This is a genomic window from Aminobacter aganoensis (genome assembly GCF_014206975.1).
Classification (GTDB): Bacteria; Pseudomonadota; Alphaproteobacteria; order Rhizobiales; family Rhizobiaceae; genus Aminobacter; species Aminobacter aganoensis.
This window is the reverse complement of the sequence record NZ_JACHOU010000002.1, coordinates 229,213-248,576: the sequence shown is the minus strand read 5'-3', so window position 1 is coordinate 248,576 and position 19,364 is coordinate 229,213. Positions and strand designations below refer to the sequence as shown.

The 19,364-nt window shown below is 64.2% G+C and carries 17 protein-coding genes; 4 read left to right on the top strand and 13 right to left on the bottom strand.

Annotated elements, in window-relative coordinates:
• Positions 1–79: 79 nt before the first annotated feature.
• Together GGR00_RS05105 and GGR00_RS05100 are read right to left on the bottom strand one after the other, a co-directional pair.
• Positions 80–1,846 (bottom strand): SLC13 family permease, encoded by a 1,767-nt coding sequence (locus tag GGR00_RS05105; RefSeq protein WP_055978644.1) that lies wholly within the window; start codon positions 1,844–1,846, stop codon positions 80–82.
• Positions 1,847–1,954: 108 nt separating this feature from the next.
• Entirely contained in the window at positions 1,955–2,701 is a 747-nt protein-coding gene (locus GGR00_RS05100) for an SDR family NAD(P)-dependent oxidoreductase (RefSeq protein WP_184698313.1), read from the bottom strand.
• A 185-nt stretch (positions 2,702–2,886) separates the two neighbouring features.
• Between GGR00_RS05100 and GGR00_RS05095 the strand changes: the two genes are divergently transcribed.
• Positions 2,887–3,309, top strand: a complete 423-nt coding sequence (locus tag GGR00_RS05095; protein WP_184698311.1) for a DoxX family protein — start codon at positions 2,887–2,889, stop codon at positions 3,307–3,309.
• A gap of 31 nt (positions 3,310–3,340) precedes the next feature.
• On the opposite strand, the gene purF is transcribed toward GGR00_RS05095, so the two are convergent.
• On the bottom strand, positions 3,341–4,810 hold the full coding sequence (purF, locus tag GGR00_RS05090; protein WP_184698309.1) for an amidophosphoribosyltransferase: 1,470 nt from the start codon (positions 4,808–4,810) through the stop codon (positions 3,341–3,343).
• Between the two features lie 158 nt (positions 4,811–4,968).
• Positions 4,969–6,225: an MFS transporter gene (locus GGR00_RS05085; RefSeq protein ID WP_184698307.1), complete on the bottom strand. Its 1,257-nt coding sequence runs from the start codon at positions 6,223–6,225 to the stop codon at positions 4,969–4,971.
• 296 nt (positions 6,226–6,521) lie between these two features.
• On the opposite strand from GGR00_RS05085, the gene GGR00_RS05080 reads away from it, so the two are divergent.
• A complete protein-coding gene (locus GGR00_RS05080; RefSeq protein WP_055978654.1) occupies positions 6,522–7,454 on the top strand; it encodes a DUF6282 family protein in 933 nt (310 codons plus the stop codon).
• A gap of 173 nt (positions 7,455–7,627) precedes the next feature.
• Here the strand turns inward: GGR00_RS05080 and GGR00_RS05075 are convergent, their stop codons facing one another.
• The 9 genes from GGR00_RS05075 to GGR00_RS05035 form a co-directional block, all read right to left on the bottom strand.
• Positions 7,628–8,236: a CvpA family protein gene (locus GGR00_RS05075; RefSeq protein WP_055978657.1), complete on the bottom strand. Its 609-nt coding sequence runs from the start codon at positions 8,234–8,236 to the stop codon at positions 7,628–7,630.
• 27 nt (positions 8,237–8,263) lie between these two features.
• Positions 8,264–9,667, bottom strand: a complete 1,404-nt coding sequence (gene radA / locus GGR00_RS05070; protein WP_055978660.1) for a DNA repair protein RadA — start codon at positions 9,665–9,667, stop codon at positions 8,264–8,266.
• Between the two features lie 253 nt (positions 9,668–9,920).
• Positions 9,921–11,417, bottom strand: coding sequence for a replicative DNA helicase (locus GGR00_RS05065; RefSeq protein WP_055978661.1), 1,497 nt, complete (start codon positions 11,415–11,417; stop codon positions 9,921–9,923).
• 215 nt (positions 11,418–11,632) lie between these two features.
• Positions 11,633–11,956, bottom strand: coding sequence for a YnfA family protein (locus GGR00_RS05060; RefSeq protein WP_184698305.1), 324 nt, complete (start codon positions 11,954–11,956; stop codon positions 11,633–11,635).
• An 83-nt stretch (positions 11,957–12,039) separates the two neighbouring features.
• A complete protein-coding gene (locus GGR00_RS05055; RefSeq protein WP_184698303.1) occupies positions 12,040–13,329 on the bottom strand; it encodes a cyclopropane fatty acid synthase in 1,290 nt (429 codons plus the stop codon).
• A 138-nt stretch (positions 13,330–13,467) separates the two neighbouring features.
• Positions 13,468–14,046 carry a 50S ribosomal protein L9 gene (gene rplI / locus GGR00_RS05050; RefSeq protein WP_055978670.1) on the bottom strand — a complete coding sequence of 193 codons (579 nt, stop codon included), beginning with the start codon at positions 14,044–14,046 and terminating at the stop codon, positions 13,468–13,470.
• A 208-nt stretch (positions 14,047–14,254) separates the two neighbouring features.
• On the bottom strand, positions 14,255–14,503 hold the full coding sequence (gene rpsR / locus GGR00_RS05045) for a 30S ribosomal protein S18 (RefSeq protein ID WP_018427106.1): 249 nt from the start codon (positions 14,501–14,503) through the stop codon (positions 14,255–14,257).
• On the bottom strand, positions 14,503–14,991 hold the full coding sequence (gene rpsF, locus GGR00_RS05040; protein WP_055978672.1) for a 30S ribosomal protein S6: 489 nt from the start codon (positions 14,989–14,991) through the stop codon (positions 14,503–14,505). The genes rpsR and rpsF overlap by 1 nt, the downstream gene beginning before the upstream one ends.
• Before the next feature lie 308 nt (positions 14,992–15,299).
• Entirely contained in the window at positions 15,300–17,156 is a 1,857-nt protein-coding gene (locus GGR00_RS05035) for an LTA synthase family protein (RefSeq protein WP_184698931.1), read from the bottom strand.
• Positions 17,157–17,597: 441 nt separating this feature from the next.
• Here GGR00_RS05035 and fabD point away from each other — a divergent pair, with 441 nt between their 5' ends.
• Together fabD and fabG are read left to right on the top strand one after the other, a co-directional pair.
• Entirely contained in the window at positions 17,598–18,539 is a 942-nt protein-coding gene (gene fabD, locus GGR00_RS05030; RefSeq protein ID WP_184698300.1) for an ACP S-malonyltransferase, read from the top strand.
• Between the two features lie 54 nt (positions 18,540–18,593).
• Positions 18,594–19,331, top strand: coding sequence for a 3-oxoacyl-[acyl-carrier-protein] reductase (gene fabG, locus GGR00_RS05025; RefSeq protein ID WP_184698298.1), 738 nt, complete (start codon positions 18,594–18,596; stop codon positions 19,329–19,331).
• Positions 19,332–19,364: the final 33 nt, after the last annotated feature.

Below are 19,364 nucleotides of genomic sequence, written 5' to 3'. Positions count from 1 at the left end.
TCGTTCCTCCCTAGTTTGTCGATTGAGGCGCAAGGCTAGGGCGAGCCGAAATCAACGGCCAATCACGCTTGCGTGTCGCCTACATCGGCCAGACGAGCAGCAGCATCGGCACCGCCACCATGATGACCAGCAGCGACAATGGCAGCCCGAGGCGCGGGTAGTCGGAGAACTTGTAGCCGCCCGGTCCCATCACCAGCGTATTGCACTGGTGGCCGATCGGCGTGAGGAAGTCGCATCCGGCGCCGATGGCGACGGCCATCAGGAACGCTTCCGGCTGGTAGCCGAGCGAACTGGCGAAACCGGCCGCGATGGGAGCCACCACGAGCACCGTCGCTGCATTGTTGAGGAACGGCGTGACCGCCATGGCCACGACCATGATCAGGGTCAGTGCGCCCGCTGGTGGCAAGCCGGCGGCGAATTCCGCCAGCCAGGCCGAAATGACGTCGGTGGCGCCCGTCCGCCGCAAGGAATCGCTGACGGGAATGAGGGCTGCGAGCATCACCAGGATCGGCCCGTCGATGGCGCCATAGACCTCGCGCATCGGGATGACGCGGAACAGGACCATGGCAACGGCAGCCGAGAAGAAGGCCAGCGGGACGGGCAGCAGGCCGAAGGCGGTCGCCGCCATCGCGGCGGTCAGGATCGCCAGCGGAACGATGCCGCGGCGGACGCTGCCGAGCAGGATCGGCCGCTCCGCGAGCGGCAGGCAGCCGAGTTCGCGCAAGATCTCTGGCAAGGTCTGCGGATTGCCCTGAAGCACAACAACGTCGCCCATGCGCAGCGTGACCGCGCCGAGGCGCTCCTGGATGCGCTCGCCCTTGCGGCTGACAGCCAGCAGGTTGACGTTGAATCGGTCGTAGAGCGCAAGCCTCTGGGCCGATCCGCCGATCAGGCTCGAATTCTCGCCGATGATCGCTTCGACGGCCGCCGCGGCGTGCTGGCCGCCGGCGGAAGCGCGGCTGCCGGTGACGCTGAGCTTGGCCTGCGCCACCATGCGATCGAGCACGTCAGGGGCGCCCTCGATCAGCAGGATGTCGCCCTCGCGGAGCACGACGTCCGGAAAGGGCGTGATGTGCAACGCCCGCGACCGCAGGATCGACGTCACCACGGCTCGGCTGCCGCCGAGCTTGAGCAGGTCTGCCAGTGATTTGCCGACGACGGCGGAGTCGGCGACGATCCGGGCTTCGGTGACGTAGTTGTCGATGTCGATGGCCTCGTGGATGGAGGCCGAGGCGCGCGTGCGGACGGGCAGAAGCCAGTAGAACAGCACCAGGAAGACGATGCCGGCGGCAGCAAGAGCCGCACCCACCGGCGTGAAGTCGAACATCGAGAAGGCTTCGCCGGTCATCTCCTGGCGCACGCGCGAGACGACGATGTTGGGCGAGGTGCCGACCAGAGTCATCAGGCCGCCGAGCAGCGAGCCGAAGGCCATCGGCATCAGGAAGACCGAGGGCGAGACGTTGGAGCGTCGCGCGAACTGGAAGGCGATCGGGATCATGATCGCCAGCGCGCCGATGTTCTTCACGAAGGCGGAAAGCAGGGTGACGACGATGACGAGCAGCGCCAGTTGTGCCCTGACGCTGGAAACGTCGGGGGCGAAGCGCTGGATGGCATATTCCATGATGCCCGAGCGGGCGACGCCGGCGCTGACCAGAAGCGCCGAGCCGACGATGATGACGATGTCGTCGCCAAAACCGCTGAAGGCTTCCGCCTGCGGCACGATGCCGGCGGCAACGGCGACGATCAGGGCGCCGCAGGCGACCAGATCATAACGGAATCGACCCCAGATGAACGCTGCCATCATCAGTACGATGACGGCGAGGGACATCAGCTGGTCTGTCGTCATGCGGTCGATGTCCCCACATTCGTCGAATGGCGATGTTCAACGCGGCAGCAGTGCGATCGTTGCCTCGTCGCGGCCACCGGTGCAAGGCGCCGGGGCGGCAGCAGATGTTCAGGCCGGCTGCTGGTAGGACACCCAGCGCTGTTCGCGGGCCTGATAGATCAGGCCGGTCTGGCTGAGTGCAGGGTCGACCATCGACAGGATGTGGGCCGCGACCTCGGAGGGGTGCGGCACCGTTTCGGGGTTCTCGCCCGGCATTGCCTGGGCGCGCATCGCCGTGCGGGTCCGGCCCGGGTCGAAGGCGTTGACGCGAAGCCTCAGGTTGCGCGTTTCGTCGGCCCATGAGCGCATCAGCGTCTCGGCCGCAGCCTTGGAGGCGGCGTAGGGAGCCCAGAAGGCGCGCGCCGAATGGGCGGCATTGGAGGTGACGATTACGGCGCGGCCGGCATCGGAGAGGCGCAGCAGCGGATCGACCGAACGGATCAGCCGCCAGGTGCCGGTCACGTTGACCGCCATCACCTTGTCGAAGACCTTGGCTTCGACGTGGCCGATGGGCGCGATGACGCCGAGGACGGCGGCGTTGGCTACCAGGATGTCGAGCTTGCCCCAGCGTTCGTGGATCGAACCGCCAAGCCGGTCGATGCCGGTCATGTCGGTCAGGTCGAGCGGGACGAGCGTCGCCTGGCCGCCGGCAGCCTTGATCTCGTCGTCGAGTTCTTCGAGACCGCCGACCGTGCGCGCAACCGCGATGACATGCGCGCCAGCGGCTGCCAACTGCTTGGCTGCGTTGTAGCCGATGCCGCGCGAGGCGCCGGTGACAAGGGCGATGCGGCCGGAGAGGTCGGGAGTCGTGGTCATGCGGGCACCCAATTCGAGCTGGTCGATCCGCTGCCTGATAGGACGATTTCGCCGCGAACAAAACCCCGCAACGCACAATGAAGACCGACTATGTGTCGCAAGCAGCGAAATTCCGCGCCAGCAATGTCGGAAACGCCTGCGCCCCATCGTCCTCGGTCAAGAACGAAGTTCCCGGAGGTTCGAGCATGAGCAGAACCGTTGCAATCCTTCTCGCCCGACTGATCTTCGCCGGCGCTTTTGCCATGGCGGCTGTCTTCAAGTTCGCTGGAATGGAACAGACCGCCGTTTACATTGCGGCTGCCGGCTTTCCCTTTCCGCTGTTTCTGGCCTGGCTTGCGGCCATCTTCGAAGTTGGCCTGGTGGCGGCGTTCCTGACGGGCGCCTTCTTTTCGGAAGCGGCTTTGCTTGCCGGGGCCTATGTGATCTTCCTGGCCTTCGCCTTTCACGGCCCCGCGCTCTGGCAGGCAAACCAGGCCGAGTTCGGCTTCTTCGTCGACCACTTCACCTTCCTCGCTGGACTGCTGTTCGCAGCCGTCCACGGTCCAGGTGAAAAGCTGGCGATGCGGCAGGGCTTGATCTGGAAGGGCGAGACGGCTTCCGGGAACTGACACGGAAGCCGGAAGTCAGCACCAGGAGGCGCTAGGCTCCGTTGTTTGCCAGCAGCGATAGGGTGCGGACATTGTCCGAGCCTTCGAGGTCGGCAAGGCGCGTCGGGTACTGTCCCGAGAAGCAGGCATCGCAGAACTGCGGCTGTTCGTTGTCGCGGCCGGGTTCGCCGACGGCACGGTAGAGACCGTCCATCGACAGGAAGCCGAGCGAATCAACGCGGATGAACTCGGCCATTTCCTCGATCGTCATGCGCGAGGCCAGCAGCTTGGACTTTTCCGGCGTGTCGACGCCGTAGAAGCAGGAGGCGCGGGTGGGCGGCGAGGCGATGCGCATGTGCACCTCCTTGGCGCCGGCGTCGCGCACCATCTGCACGATCTTCTGGCTGGTGGTGCCGCGGACGATGGAATCGTCGACCAGCACCACGCGCTTGCCCTCGATCATGCGGCGGTTGGCGTTGTGCTTGAGCTTGACGCCCATGTGGCGGATCGAATCGCCGGGCGAAATGAAGGTACGGCCGACATAGTGATTGCGGATGATGCCGAGCTCGAAGGGCAGACCAGCCTGCTGCGAGAAGCCGATGGCGGCCGGCGTGCCGGAATCGGGCACTGGCACGACGATGTCGGCCTCGACCGGGCTCTCGATGGCGAGTTCGGCGCCGATGCGCTTGCGCACGTCATAGACGTTGCGGCCCTCGACCGAGGAGTCGGGACGGGCGAAATAGACATATTCGAAGATGCAGAAGCGCGGCTTCTGCTGCTCGAACGGGAAGATGCTCTCGATGCCCTTGGAGGTGACGATCACCATCTCGCCGGGCTTGAGGTCGCGCACGAAACGCGCGCCGATGATGTCGAGCGCGCAGGTTTCGGAAGCGAGGATCCAGGCGCCGTCGAGGTCGCCGAGCACCAGCGGGCGGATGCCGAGCGGGTCGCGGCAGCCTATCATCTTCTTCGACGACAGTGCCACCAGGGAAAACGCGCCTTCGACCTGGCGCACGGCATCGATGAAGCGCGAGTTGAGGTCGCGTTCCTTGGATGTCGCGACCAGGTGCAGGATGGTTTCGGTGTCGGAAGTCGACGAGAAGATCGAGCCCTGCTTCTGCAAGGCGCGCTGTACCGTCATGGCATTGGTCAGGTTGCCGTTGTGGGCCACCGCGAAGCCGCCGTCGGAAAGCTCGGCAAAGAAGGGCTGCACGTTGCGCATGCCGGCGCCGCCGGTGGTGGCATAGCGGGTGTGGCCAATGGCGCGGTTGCCGTTCAGCCTGTCGATGACCGATTGCTTGGTGAAGGTGTCGCCGATCAGGCCGATATGGCGTTCGACGTGGAACTGGCTGCCATCGTAGGAGACGATGCCGGCGGCTTCCTGGCCGCGATGCTGGAGCGCATGCAGGCCCAGCGTGACGATGGCCGCTGCGTCCTGCCGGCCAAATATGCCGAACACGCCGCATTCATCGTGGAAATGATCATCAGCCTCGGCGGAGAGAGGTGTTTCTGCGTCAACCATCGGGTCACGGTCTCGTGTCGGAAAGCCGTCATATAGGGCATGCCGACCGGCAATACCATCACCAATTTTAGCAGGCCTTGTCGCAGGCGGATGGCCGGCCTCGGAGTGACTGGGCATCGCCTGCGCAGGAAACGAACCTGCGCAGGCGATTTGGCCTATCAGGCCAGTTCAACGCCCTTGCGTTCCTTGATCAGGAAGACCGTGGCAAGAATATCGATTGCCCAGACAAAGACCAGGAACGACAGGCCGGCGGAGAGCGAATATTGCGTCGCCAGCCAGCCGATGACCAGCGGGCCGAAGCCGCCGATGCCGCGACCGACGTTGAACAGCACGTTTTGTGCCGTCGCACGGGCCTGCGTCGGGTAGCTTTCGGAGATCAGGGCACCGTAGCCGCCGATCATGCCGCTCAGGAAGACGCCGGTGATCGCGCCGGCAACAAGCAGCGCCATCGGGTCCTTGATCTGCGGATAGACGAAGGCCATCGCCATTGCGCCGATCTGGAAGGCGATGAACAGCGGCTTGCGGCCGAAACGGTCGGCCAGATGGCCGAAGATCCACATGCCGACAGCGCCGCCCAGCACGGTGACCGACGTCCACATCGCCGACTTGGTGAGCGAGAAGCCCATCTGCGTCGACAGGTAGGCCGGCAGCCAGATCATCGTGCCATAATAGCCGAAGTTCTGCGCCGACGTCATGATGCCGATGCCGATCGTCGACCGCAGCGACTCGCGGTCCGCGACCAGGTAGCGGAACGGGTTGACGCGCTTTCCCGCATCCTTCTTGGCCGCGGCCACGAACATTTCCGGCTCGTGCAGGTATTTGCGCAGGACGAAGGCCACCACGGCCGGGATCAGTCCGATCACGAACATGCCGCGCCAGCCGATCAACGGCAGCAGCAGCGGCGTGAGCAGTGCCGCGCCCAGGACGCCGGCCTGCCATCCGAGCGCGACATAGGACGAAGCCCGCGCCCGCTTGTGTGCCGGCCAGGCCTCTGCAACCAGCGCCATGCCGATGCCGAACTCGCCGCCCAGGCCGATGCCGGCGATGGTGCGGTAGATGAGGAGGTCCCAATAACCCTGCGCGAGGGCGCAAAGACCGGTGAACACACCAAACAGCAGGATGGTCCACGACAGGACGCGGATGCGGCCGAAACGGTCGCTGAGGGCACCGACGATCAGGCCGCCGATCACGGCGCCGATCAGCGTCCATGTGATCAGCGAGCCTGCCTCCGAGCTCGAAAGAGCCAGGCCGACGGTGACCGCCGGCAGCATGAAGCTCAGGATCATCAGATCGAAACCGTCCATCGCGTACCCAAGATTGGATGCGATCAACGCCTTGCGCGCGTAGCTGTTGACGGGCGCGTCCCGATCGTCCGCGAGGGTCGGCGACTGCGCCGTAGAAGACTTAATTGACATGCTTTCCTTCCCAGTAAATGCGCTCTGCCCACGCGACACGATGGAGGCGCGGCTTCAAGCCGCGAAAATAAGTATATACATAATTGAAGTTGCGCAAGCTGAGCCAAAGAGCTCATGCATGCTGTCGGCTTGACTCGCAAGCCAGGAACTTGGCTACAGCGAGCGTTGGCAAGCAGAGACGCATTGGTCGCCGCGGCAATGGCTCGCGGCGGCGTGTTGACAAGCTTCCATGCGTATAGAATAGTAATTATGTATATACATAATTTTACTGCCGTGACCAGGAATGGAGTTGGGTAATGAAGGCACTACCGCACGTTGGCGACAAGCGCGTGATCGATATGCATGTGCATATCGGACCGGAATTCTTACGCCGGAAATACAGCGCTGAGACGCTCGCGGCCGAGGCGCGGAAAGAAGGATTCGGCGTGGTGATGAAGAACCACTTCCAGCCGACCACCGGGCAGGTCAGCCAGTTGCGCCGGCCCGACGACAAGGTGGCACTGGTCGGTTCCGTTGCCCTGAATTTCGGCTGCGGCGGCGTCGACGACCACGGCGTGCGCTCGGCGCTTTCCGGCTGGAAGCGCGACGTGACGGCGGCCGACCCCGATTCCGACCGTTTCGTGGTCTGGATGCCGACGATGTGCTGCGAGGCCCATTTGCGGAAATACAATCGCCGCGACCTGTCCGAAGCCTGGGGTATCAAGGGGCAGTACACCAGGTATTATGCCGAGGGCACCGGCTATACGCTGGACGAGGGCAATGACGACAAGATGGCTGCGCTCAGGCGTGCGCTGCAGGTCATCGCCGACAACGACCTCATCCTAGCGACGGGGCATTTCGACCGCAACGAGACCCTGACGGTCGTCCGCATCGCCCATGAGATGGGCATTCGCCGGATCATCATGACGCATCCGCTGTTCCAGACCACCGAACTCGATCCCGAGACAATGCGGCGCATGTGGGAAGAATATGGCGCCTACAGCGAACTGGCCTTCGTCAACCTCGCGATGGATGACCTGAGCTACGAACAGTACATCGAAGTCATCGAGGGGGTTGGGTCGCAGGGCGTGATTCTGTCGTCGGACGTCGGGCAGGTGTTCTCGGCCGGCGTCGGCGATGCCCTGCGCGAATTCTTCTCCGAATTGCAGGCGCGCGGCGTCAAGGAAGACGACATCGTCCAGATGTCGGTCATGAACACCAACAAGCTTCTGTTCGAAGACATGAAGTGATCGCGGAATTGGCTGAAGTTTGACGTGCTCTGACCGGGGCGCGTCGGCCCAGTGGCTGCTACCGGATGGCGATATCGTTAGCTTCCAGAATGCAGAACGCTGTGCCTCCCAAGGGAGGCACGGCGTTCAAGAAAGTCACGTGCGATCACCAGTCCTGATGATCGCGAAGTCGCTCAGTTGTTGGCGGGCGGCGTCTCGGCCGCGGGTGCGCCGGCGGGCTCGTCGGCGCCACCTTCGGCAGGCGGCGTGGCGGTGCCGGTCTCGGGCTCGCCCTGCGAATTGAGCTTCTTGAGGATCGAGTTCTCGGGATCTTCCGGCAGCATGTTCTCGATCGTCGTGCCGATGCTTTCGAGCAGCGGCCGCGACTTCGCCTCGGAAACCCAGGCGGGCGACTTGTCGCCGACCAGCCAGTTGAAGAACAACAGCCCAACGGCCACCACCAGGATGCCGCGCGCCGCACCGTAGAGGAAGCCGAGCGTCCGATCGAGCGCGCCGATGCGGCTGTCGATGATGAAGTCTGCAATCTTCATGGTGATGATGGTGACGACGATCAGCGCGATGATGAAGACGATGCCGGCGGCTGCGGCCATCGCGATCTTCTCGTTGTCGATATAGGGCTGAACGTAGGGCACCACCGGCTTGTAGAAGAAGAAGGCGGCAGCCGCGGCAGCGGCCCAGGAGGCGACCGAAAGTACCTCGCGCGAGAAGCCGCGCACCATGGCCAGCATCGCCGAAACCAGGGTGAAGCCGACCAGAATTCCGTCAAGCAGCGTAATCGGCATAGTGTCTCTCACTCCCTGACGACGGTTTCAATCCGTCTCTTCCGCGCGGCTTCGTCTTGAGCCGGCTATCCGCGCCACCAGATCCGCGAGTGCGGTCGGCTGGAACGAACCGGCCCCGATTCCACCTGCGATGTCCCCACTGCCGGCGGGCAGGACTGCCCTTCCGAAGCCCAACTTTTCGGCCTCTTTAAGGCGTTGCTGTGCATGCGCAACCGGCCTCACGGCGCCAGAAAGGCTGATTTCGCCGAAATAGACGCAATCAGCAGGCAGGGCAAGACCGGTGAGCGATGAAACCAGTGCGGAAGCGACCGCCAGGTCGGCGGCCGGCTCGGATATGCGATAGCCGCCGGCAACGTTGAGATAGACGTCGTGCTGGCCGAAGCGGACTCCGCAATGCGCCTCGAGCACGGCGAGAATCATCGACAGCCGCGACGAGTCCCAGCCGACGACGGCGCGACGCGGCGTGCCCAGCGACGACGCCGCCACCAGCGCCTGGATCTCGACCAGCACCGGCCGCGTGCCCTCGATTGCCGCAAACACCGCGGCACCCGGCGCCTTGGAATGGCGCTCGCCCAAAAACAGCTCTGAGGGGTTGGCGACCTCGCGCAGACCCTTGTCGGACATCTCGAAGACGCCGATCTCGTCGGTCGGGCCGAAGCGGTTCTTGACCGTGCGCAGGATGCGGAAATGGTGGCCGCCTTCGCCCTCGAAATAGAGCACGCCGTCGACCATGTGCTCGACGACGCGGGGGCCGGCGATCTGGCCTTCCTTGGTGACATGGCCGACGAGCACGACGGCGGCACCCGTCGACTTGGCGTAGCGGATCATCGCCTGGGACGCTGCACGCACCTGCGTGACCGTGCCGGGTGCCGAATCGGCGAGGTCGGTCCACAGCGTCTGGATCGAATCGATAATGACGAGGTCCGGCCGCTTGCCGTCGGCGATGGTGGCGAGGATGTCCTCGACATTGGTCTCGGCGGCGAGTTCCACCGGCGTGGTGGCAACGCCGAGGCGCTGGGCGCGCAGCCTGATCTGGGCGACGGCCTCTTCGCCCGAGACATAGACGACGCGGTGGCCGCGCGCGGCGAGTGCTGCCGCCGCCTGGGTCAGCAGCGTCGACTTGCCGATGCCGGGATCGCCGCCGATCAGCAGCGCCGAGCCGCGCACGAAGCCGCCGCCGGTGGCACGGTCGAGTTCGCCGATCCCCGAGACGATGCGCGGCGCATCCTCGATGTCGCCATCGAGCGAGGTCAGCGTAACGGGACGGCCCTTGCGCGCGCTCTTGAGCGAACCCGGTCCGGAGCCGATGCCGCCGGCCGTGCCTTCCTCGACGAGCGTGTTCCACTCTCCGCAGGAATCGCATTTGCCGGCCCAGCGCTGATGCGCGGCACCGCAGTTCTGGCAGATGAATTGGACGCGGGGCTTAGCCATGGGTGGGGTGCTGCGATGCTGAGTGGGGGAGGTAGGGCTTCTTCGCACCCCCCTCTGTCCTGCCGGACATCTCCCCCGCAAGGGGGGAGATCACGCCTTCTTCGGCGCCGGGGCCAATCACCAACCTTGCGAAGCCTGCACTGGCAAGCATGCAGGATGACCGCCGCCGGCGATGCGATTGATCTCCCCCCTTGCGGGGGAGATGGCCGGCAGGCCAGAGGGTGGTGCGAAGGAATGCCGCGTTGGACAAAGCCTACTCTTCCCCGAACCTGTCCGGCAAATGATGCTCGGGCGCGAGGTCGAAGAAGCGGGTGAACTCACCCTGGAAGCCGAGGCTGACGGTGCCGGTCGGGCCGTGACGCTGCTTGGCGACGATGACTTCGGCCTTGCCGCGAACCTCGGCCATGTCGCCCTCCCACTTGATGTAGTCGTCGGTGCCCGGCTTCGGCTCCTTGTTCTTGAGGTAGTACTCCTCGCGGTAGACGAAGATAACGACGTCGGCGTCCTGCTCGATCGAGCCTGATTCACGAAGGTCGGAGAGCTGAGGGCGCTTGTCGTCGCGGCTTTCGACCTGACGCGACAGCTGCGACAGCGCGATGATCGGGACGTTGAGTTCCTTGGCCAGCGCCTTGAGGCCGGTGGTGATCTCGGTGATTTCCTGGACGCGGTTCTGCGACGACTTGGCCGACGAGCCCTGCATCAGCTGGATATAGTCGATGATGATGAGGTCGAGGCCGCGCTGGCGCTTGAGGCGGCGGGCGCGCGCAGAGAGCTGGGCGATCGAGATACCGCCGGTCGAGTCGATGAACAGCGGGATCTTCTGCAGCGTCTGAGTGCAACTGACCAGCTTTTCGAAATCGGCTTCGGTGAGATCGCCGCGGCGGATCTTGGAGGAGGGCACCTCGGCCTGCTCGGAAATGATACGGGTAGCCAACTGCTCGGACGACATTTCGAGCGAGAAGAAGCCGACGACGCCTCCATTCTCGGCCTTGAACGAGCCGTCGGCCTGCTGCGCCGGGACATAGGCGTGGGCGACGTTGAAGGCGATGTTGGTGACGAGCGAGGTCTTGCCCATGCCGGGGCGGCCGGCGAGCACGATCAAGTCGGAGGATTGCAGGCCGCCCATGCGGGCGTCGAGATCCTGCAAGCCGCTGGCGATGCCGGAGAGGTGGCCGTCGCGCATGTAGGCGGCGCTGGCCATGTCGATGGCGGTCTTGACCGCGTCGGAGAAGCTTTCGAAGCCGCCATCGTAGCGGCCGGTTTCGGCGAGTTCGAACAGGCGGCGTTCGGCATCCTCGATCTGCTCCGACGGCGACATGTCGACCGGCGCGTCATAGGCGATGTTGACCATGTCCTCGCCGACGGTGATCAGCGCACGCCGCGTGGCGAGGTCGTAGACGGCACGGCCGTAGTCGGCGGCATTGATGACGGTGACGGCATTGGCCGCCAGCGCCACCAGATACTGCAGGACGGTCATGTCGCCGACCTTTTCGTCGACCGGCAGGAATGTCTTGAGGGTAACCGGGTTCGCCATCTTGCCCATGCGAATGAGCTCGGACGAGACCTCGAAGATCTTGCGGTGCAGCGGCTCGTAGAAGTGGGTCGCCTTGAGGAAGTCGGAGACGCGGTAGAAGGCGTCGTTGTTGATCAGCATCGCGCCCAGCAGCGCCTGCTCGGCCTCGATGTTGTTCGGGGCTTCCCGGTAGAGCGGGGTTTCCGCCACTTCGAACTTGCGCGCTGCCTCAGCCAATGTCTTCCCCGTCTCTGAGAGAGATACTCCCGTATCAGAGTCCAATCCAGAAAAGCGGTCTCGGTCTGACTTTCTTTTCTTTAGGACCTAGTTTGTCCAAAAATTCACAGGCTGGCCCAACTAATCCACAGGACACTTTTCCTGCGGTTGGAATCAGTTTGACTGTGACCGAATCCTAGACCGCGACGCTGGGTAAGACCATCCCGCCCCAGCGGCTACGCGCCCCGCGGCGCGAGCAGGATGACCGAGGCGCCGAAAATGCAGATGGCCGCGCCGATGATGTCCCAGCGGTCGGGCCGTACGCCTTCGGCGAGCCACAGCCAGCACAGCGAGGCGGCGATGTAGATGCCGCCATAGGCGGCGTAAGCGCGGCCCGCGGCACTGGCTTCGACCAGTGTGAGCAGCCAGGCGAAGGCGACGAGCGAGACGAGGCCCGGCACCAGCCAGAGTGGCGACTTGTCAAGCCGCCACCACGCCCAGAAGGCAAAGCAGCCGGCGATCTCGGCAAGTGCGGCAGCGACGTAGATGGCATAGGTCATGACAAAGCCCGGCTCGAAGGGGAGACGGGCTTTGTCCTATGCGAGCCCATGTGGGGCAAGGCCTGACATCGGCCTGTTGGATCCTATTCCTTGTCGCCGACCGTGCGTTTGCGCCCGGCCTTGGTCGTCGGTTCGGCGGTGCGATGCGCCATCTCGTGCATGGCCAGCGCCTTCTCGCACTTGCCGATGTAGTCGCGGGTCAGCGGCAGCGTGTCGTTTCGGTGGGTGATCTGGATCTGGAACACCATCAGGTCCTGCCAGCGGAAGGCGGCTTCGGATGCTGCCAGGTAGAATTCCCACATCCGGCAGAAGCGCTCGTCATAGATCGCCTTGGCCTTGTCCCGGTTGGCGGCGAAGCGCTTGCTCCAATGCTTCAGCGTCTCGGCATAGTGGAGCCGCAGGACCTCGACGTCGGCGACCATCAGCCCCGCCTTCTCGATCGCCGGCAGGACTTCCGACAGGGCAGGGATATAGCCGCCGGGGAAGATGTATTTGCGGATGAATGCGCTCGTCGCCGTCGGCGGGCCGAAACGGCCGATCGAATGCAGCACCATCACGCCATCGGGTTTCAGCCGCTTGGCGACGGTGTCGAAGAAGGTGCGGTAGTGATTGACGCCGACATGCTCGAACATGCCGACCGAGACGATGCGGTCGAAGCGCTCGACGAGGTCGCGATAATCGCGGATTTCGAAGTGGACGTGGCTGTCGAGGCCTTCCTGATGGGCGCGTTCGGTGGCGACCGCGTGCTGCTCGGAAGACAGCGTGACGCCCAACACCTGCGCTTCGAACGACCGCGCAAGATAGAGCCCGAGGCCGCCCCAGCCGGAGCCGATGTCGAGCACCGACTGGCCTGGCTTGAGCCGCATCTTGGCGGCGATGTGCGCCTTCTTGGCCGTTTGGGCTTCTTCCAGCGTCATTTCGGGGTTGGCGAAATAGGCGCAGGAATATTGCATGTCGCTGTCGAGGAAGAGCCGGTAGAGATCGCCTGAAAGATCGTAGTGGCGCTCGACGTTGCGTTTCGCCCGTGCTGCGGTGTTGACCTGCTGGAAGCGGCGCAACGCCACCCGCAGGCCTTCGATGGCGCGCGACCAGGCGGCGTCGACCGTGCCGTTGCCGAGATTCTGGAAGGCAATCCGCATGAAGCCGAAGATGTTGCCTTCGACGATGTCCATCTCGCCGTCCATGTAGGCCTCCGGCACGGCCAATGTCGGATCGAAGGTGATGGCCCGTTCGGCCCGCCGCGTTCGGATCAGCATGTGGACCGGCTCGCCACTGCCGTCGCCGAAGCGGTGCGGCACGCCGTCGGGTCCGGTGACGGTCAGGTTTCCTGTGCGGACGAGTTTTGCGAAAATGCGCTGCAGCAACACGTTCATGGGCAATGCTCGCGATGTGTCAGTCCTGTTGTCAGAAACGGGTAACTAGCGCGGGCACGCTCAGGTTCCACCTGGCACAAAAAAGCCCGGGTGTTTCCACCCGGGCTTGGTCCAGAAAACTGGATGGAAAGCTGAAAATCAGCCTTCGTCGCCTTCGCCGTCTTCGTTCGGGTCGAAGAAGCTGTCAGGACGGGCGTTCTCGTTGATGTCGTCGCCGTAGATGGCTTCGGCGGTGGTCAGCGTCTCGCCCTTCGACTGACGCTCGGCTTCGTCGGCCGTACGCGCGATGTTCAGCGTGATGGTGACTTCGACTTCGGCGTGCAGCGCGATCGCGACATTGGTCAGGCCGATGGTCTTGATCGGCTGGTTGAGTTCGACCTGGTTGCGGCCGACCGTGAAGCCTTCGGCAGCCAGGAGGTCCGCGATGTCGCGGCTCGAGACCGAACCGTAGAGCTGGCCGGTTTCGCCGGCCGAACGCACGATCACGAACGTCTTGCCGTCAAGCGTCTCGGCAACCTTCTCGGCTTCCGACTTGCGCTCGAGGTTGCGGGCTTCGAGCTGGGCGCGCTGGCCTTCGAACTTCTTCCTATTGGCTTCGTTGGCGCGGAGCGCCTTGCCCTTGGGCAGGAGGAAGTTGCGGGCAAAGCCGTCCTTGACCTTGACGGTGTCGCCCATCTGGCCGAGGCGGGAAATGCGTTCGAGGAGAATGACGTCCATTGTCCTTGTCCTTTCGTTGGCTGCAAAGGCAGCGGAAAAATTCAACGGGCAAGGAAGCAATCAGGGCGCGGGCTGCGCCGGTTTCGCTGTCCTGCCTGTCGCGGCAGTTAGGTCCTCCTCGGAGAACCAACCCGGGATTTGAGGTTCGCCCGACCGCGCCCGTCGCGGAAGGGAGGAAGCGGGCAGCGAACCGCCCGCTTCGAATGTCTTACTTCACCACGTAGGGCAGCAGGCCGAGGAAGCGGGCGCGCTTGATCGCCTGGGCGAGTTCACGCTGCTTCTTCTGGCTGACGGCGGTGATGCGCGAAGGAACGATCTTGCCACGCTCGGAGATGTAGCGCTGCAGCAGACGCACGTCCTTGTAGTCGATCTTCGGAGCGTTGGCGCCGGAGAACGGGCAGGTCTTGCGGCGGCGATGGAAGGGACGACGGGTCGGGATCTGATTGATGTCGACCATTATTCTGCACCCCCTTCAACACCTTCGCGCGGACGGCGCGGGCCACGGTCACCACCGCCATCGCGGTCGCCGAAGCTGCGCGGGCCGCGATCACCACGGTCGCGATCGCCGAAGCTGCGCGGACGGTCGCCGAAGCCACCGCGTTCGCCACGCTCGGAGCGCTCTTCGCGCTTCTGCATCATGGCGGAGACGCCTTCTTCATGCGCCTCGACCTTTACGGTCAGGAAGCGCAGCACGTCTTCGGACAGGCCCTGCTGGCGCTCGACTTCCTTGACGGCAGCCGACGGAGCGGTGATGTCCATGAGCGTGTAATACGCCTTACGGTTCTTGTTGATGCGGTAGGTGAGGGACTTCAGTCCCCAGTTCTCGACCCGGCCGACCGAACCGCCTGCTTCAGTGATGATGCCCTTGTAGTGTTCGACAAGTGCATCGACCTGCTGCTGCGAAAGGTCCTGGCGGGCAAGAAACACATGTTCGTAAAGAGCCATAGTTTTTGCCTTTCTTCGTTTCCATCTTCCGGTCCCGGCGGCTAGAGCCTCTGCGACCTCGCTGACCCTTCGAGGGCCTACGGCCTTCTCAGGGGAAGAAAGGAGCACGACGAGACGGTCGAGAGCGGAGACACGGGAGGCGGAAGCGTTTTCGCTTCGCACGGCGGCTTTCAAGAAAACCTCCGGCCCTCCGTTCAGCCCCCAGCTGGGACCGGCAGATGGCGGGCGTCTATACGCAAAGCGCCTTCAAGGCAAGGGGCGGGGCCAAGAATCCCGCTGAAATCGGGCTTTTTCGGCGGCGGTGGGCCTCAGCCCAGCGCTTCCGGACGCAGGAACAGCGGCGAACGCGTGCGGTCGGCAACCACCTTGTCGACCGTCTCGGGGAAGAACGGCTTGGCGCCGCGGCGCTTGCCGAACATCATGTCGTATTGCAGCCAGCGGTAATCGCGGATCGACGGGTCGACGTCCTTCTGGCGCGACCAGTCGAACACCGACTCGCCCGCCTTCGGCAGCAGCACGTTGCGGTCGACGACGCGGAAGCGCTCGGACAGGTCGCCGAGGAAGCCGGTGTAGTAGGGGTGGCTTATTCCCGCGGTCTTGAGCACGTGGAGTGGCAGGAACGCCGGGCTGATCGAGCCGATGTCCTTGGTCGTGCCGGTGCGGTTCGACCAGACCACCAGGGGCGTCTCGTGCTGGACCAGCATCTCGCCGATCGCCGCTTTGCGCTTGGCGACGGGCTCGTCCATGAATCCGGTTTCGACATAGACGGGCCCGAGCGGTGGCAGGTGGTCGCCGAAGAAGGCGATCACCGTCGGACGCTTGCGCTTGCTCGCCCAGTCCATCAGCCGCTTGAGGCCGCGGTCGGCGTCCGATGCGCCTTCGGCATAGGTCAGGATCGAGTCGCGCGTCCAAGGCGAGGTTGGCGCCTCGACCTTATGAGTGGTGTCGCTGTAGCGGTTGGGCTCGTAGGGGCCATGGCTCTGCAGCGAGACCGCAAAGTAGAAGAAAGGATGTTCGGCAGCATCGGCCTCGCGGATGATCTCTTCGGTCAGGGCGGCGTCGGATACCAGAGGTCCGCGCTTTTCCAGCTGCGGCAGGTTTTCTTCCGACATGAACTGGTCGAAGCCGAAGGCCTTGTAGACCGGTGCGCGGTTCCAGAACCAGCCGCCGAAGGGGTGGATGGCCTTGGTCTCGTAGCCTTCGCTCTTGAAGAAGGTGGCAAGCGAGGGCACCGGCGCGCGGACATATTGCTGGTAGGGAATGGAGCCTGCCGGCAGGAAGGCGTTGGAAAAGCCGGTCAGCGCCTCGAACTCGACATTGGCCGTCATGCCGCCGAACTCCGGCGAGAACACATGGCCCGACTGGGCCGCGCGCACGTTGGCGATCGGATCGGGCATGATCGAGACGCCGGGCAGGCGCGTCGGATCCCAGAAGGATTCGCTCATCACGATGATGACGTCGGGCTTTTCCTCGGGCAGGGCGGCGGCAGCCTGTTCCGGCCGCGCGATGGCATCGATCGCCTTTTCCGAATAGCCGTGCGGCGCCTTGACCTTGGCCATCGGCACGTTGAGCGCAAACGCGATGGCGAAGCCGTTGGAGGCGTAGTTTTCCTTCTGGTCCCACATCATCGGGATGATCTGGAGACGGTCGCGTGTCCACGAGAAGGTCGCGTAGTCCATGATCGAGACGAAGAAGGCGAGCGCCGGAATGGCGATGGCCAGGCGCGAGATGCGCGCCCAGAAAGTCAGCGCCGGCATGCGGCGGCGCCAGTAGCGCCAGGCAAAGACGAGCAGCGCGATGCCGGCAACGAGGCCGACGGCGATGCCGATGCCGGCCATCGGGCGCTCGCGCACCAGCAACGGCATCAGCTCGACGATCTGGCGGGCATAGAGAAAGTCGGTCGGGTAGAGCGGGTCGCCGAGATAGAGCGACTTCTGATGGCCGACAAAGGCGAGCAGCAGCGCCACCGGCGCGACGATCAGCAAGCCGTTGTGCGGCCGGCCGAGCAGGGCGTCGAGGCCGACCAGCAGCAGCGCAAACAGCGCCACAGTCGTCCAGCTCGGCTTGAACGGCTGCTGGAAGAAATTGAGCGTGTCGATGAAGGAGCCGCGCGCGACGAACTCGATGGCGAAGACCAGCACCGCCGACACGGCGAGCGTGACCATGACCGAGCGCAGGACGCCCAAGGCATAGGCACGCCGGTCGAACGCGGTCTGGTTCGCGTCCTCAGCACTGCTTGCGGCCTTATCGACTACACTTCCCAACTCAACTTCCTCGGCTTCATGACGGCATCATCATGCAGGCGTCACCTGAACGTCACCTGAACGTCATCAAACTGTCATGCAGAAGCTAGGGCTTATGGCAAAATTGAGAAGCGTTGGCCAACAAATCGTGTTTCGGCTTAATCATGTGTGATTATCGGCCCGTTTCGGGCCTCGGGACGCACAAGGCTTGACTTGACGGGGGGCATTGCGCCAGAGCCACAGCGATCTGGAGTGCCCGACGTTCCCCGGGGGCGGGACGCGTACTTCGGATTGTTATGTCTGCGCATGGCGCCGAAGGGCCGGAATGGCCTCAGGCGATGCGCCAGCAGCCAGGAGACGAATATGGCCGTTGCATTTACTTTTCCAGGTCAGGGCAGCCAGGCAGTCGGCATGGGCAAGGAACTGGCCGATGCCTTTCCGGAAGCGCGCCGGGTCTTCGAGGAAGTCGACGACGCGCTCGGCGAAAAGCTGTCGAGGCTGATCTGGGAAGGGCCCGAGGAAACGCTGACGCTGACGGCCAATGCCCAGCCGGCGTTGATGGCAGTGTCGATGGCTGCATTCAGGGCGCTCGAAGCGCGCGGCTTGTCGCTCAAGGACAAGGTGTCCTATGTCGCCGGTCACTCGCTCGGCGAATATTCCGCACTTGCCGCCGCGGGCTTCGTTTCCGTGGCCGACGCAGCGCGCCTGCTGCGCATTCGTGGCGATGCCATGCAGGCGGCCGTGCCGGCAGGCAAGGGCGCCATGGCAGCCATCATCGGGCTGGAGCAGGCCGATGTCGACGCGGCTTGCGCCGAAGCCGCGGAGGGCTCGGTCTGCCAGATCGCCAACGACAATGGCGGCGGCCAGCTGGTCATCTCGGGCGAGAAGGCGGCCGTCGAGCGTGCCGCAGCGCTTTGCACGGCAAAGGGCGCCAAGCGCGCGTTGATGCTGCAGGTCTCCGCACCTTTCCATTCCGCCCTGATGGCGCCTGCGGCCGAGAAGATGCGCGAGGCGCTTGCCGGCGTGAAGAAGCATGCGCCGATCATCCCGGTCGTTGCCAACGTCTCGGTCCAGCCCATCACCGATCCGGAAGAGATCGCCGCCCGCCTCGTCGAGCAGGTCACCGGCCGCGTCCGCTGGCGCGAGACCGTCGAGTGGTTCGGCAATAACGGCATCACCACGCTTTATGAAGTGGGCGCCGGCAAGGTGCTGTCGGGCCTCGCCCGCCGCATCAACAAGGACATCGCCACCGCCGCGGTCAACAACCCGGCCGACGTCGAGGCTGCAATCGCCGCGCTCGGCTGAACAACTCAGTGACCCCACCCGTGTGAAGGGTGTGCTCAGGAAGGGATTGGAAATATGTTGGATCTGACCGGCCGCAAGGCACTCGTCACCGGCGCCTCCGGCGGCATCGGCGAGGAAATCGCCCGCATCCTGCACAAGCAGGGTGCCATCGTCGGCCTGCACGGCACGCGCATCGAAAAGCTCGAGGCGCTCGCCGGCGACCTCGGTGATCGCGTCAAGCTGTTTCCGGCCAATCTCGCCGACCGCGACGAGGTCAAGGCGCTGGGCCAGAAGGCCGAGGCCGATCTCGAAGGCGTCGACATCCTGGTCAACAACGCCGGCATCACCAAGGACGGCCTGTTCGTGCGCATGTCCGACGCCGATTGGGACAGCGTCATCGAGATCAACCTGACGGCGATGTTCCGCCTGACGCGCGAACTGACCCATCCGATGATGCGCCGCCGCCATGGCCGCATCATCAACATCACCTCGGTGGTCGGCGTCACCGGCAATCCCGGCCAGACCAACTACTGCGCCTCGAAGGCCGGCATGATCGGCTTCTCCAAGTCGCTCGCGCAGGAGATCGCCACCCGCAACATCACCGTCAACTGCGTCGCACCCGGCTTCATCGAATCGGCAATGACCGAGAAGCTCAACGACAAGCAGAAAGAGGCGATCATGGCTGCGATCCCGGCCAAGCGCATGGGCACCGGCAAGGAAGTTGCTTCGGCCGTCGCCTATCTTGCTTCCGACGAGGCAGCCTACGTCACCGGCCAGACAATTCATGTCAACGGCGGCATGGCGATGATCTGATTGGGCTGATTGGCCGGGATAACTGGCCCTTTT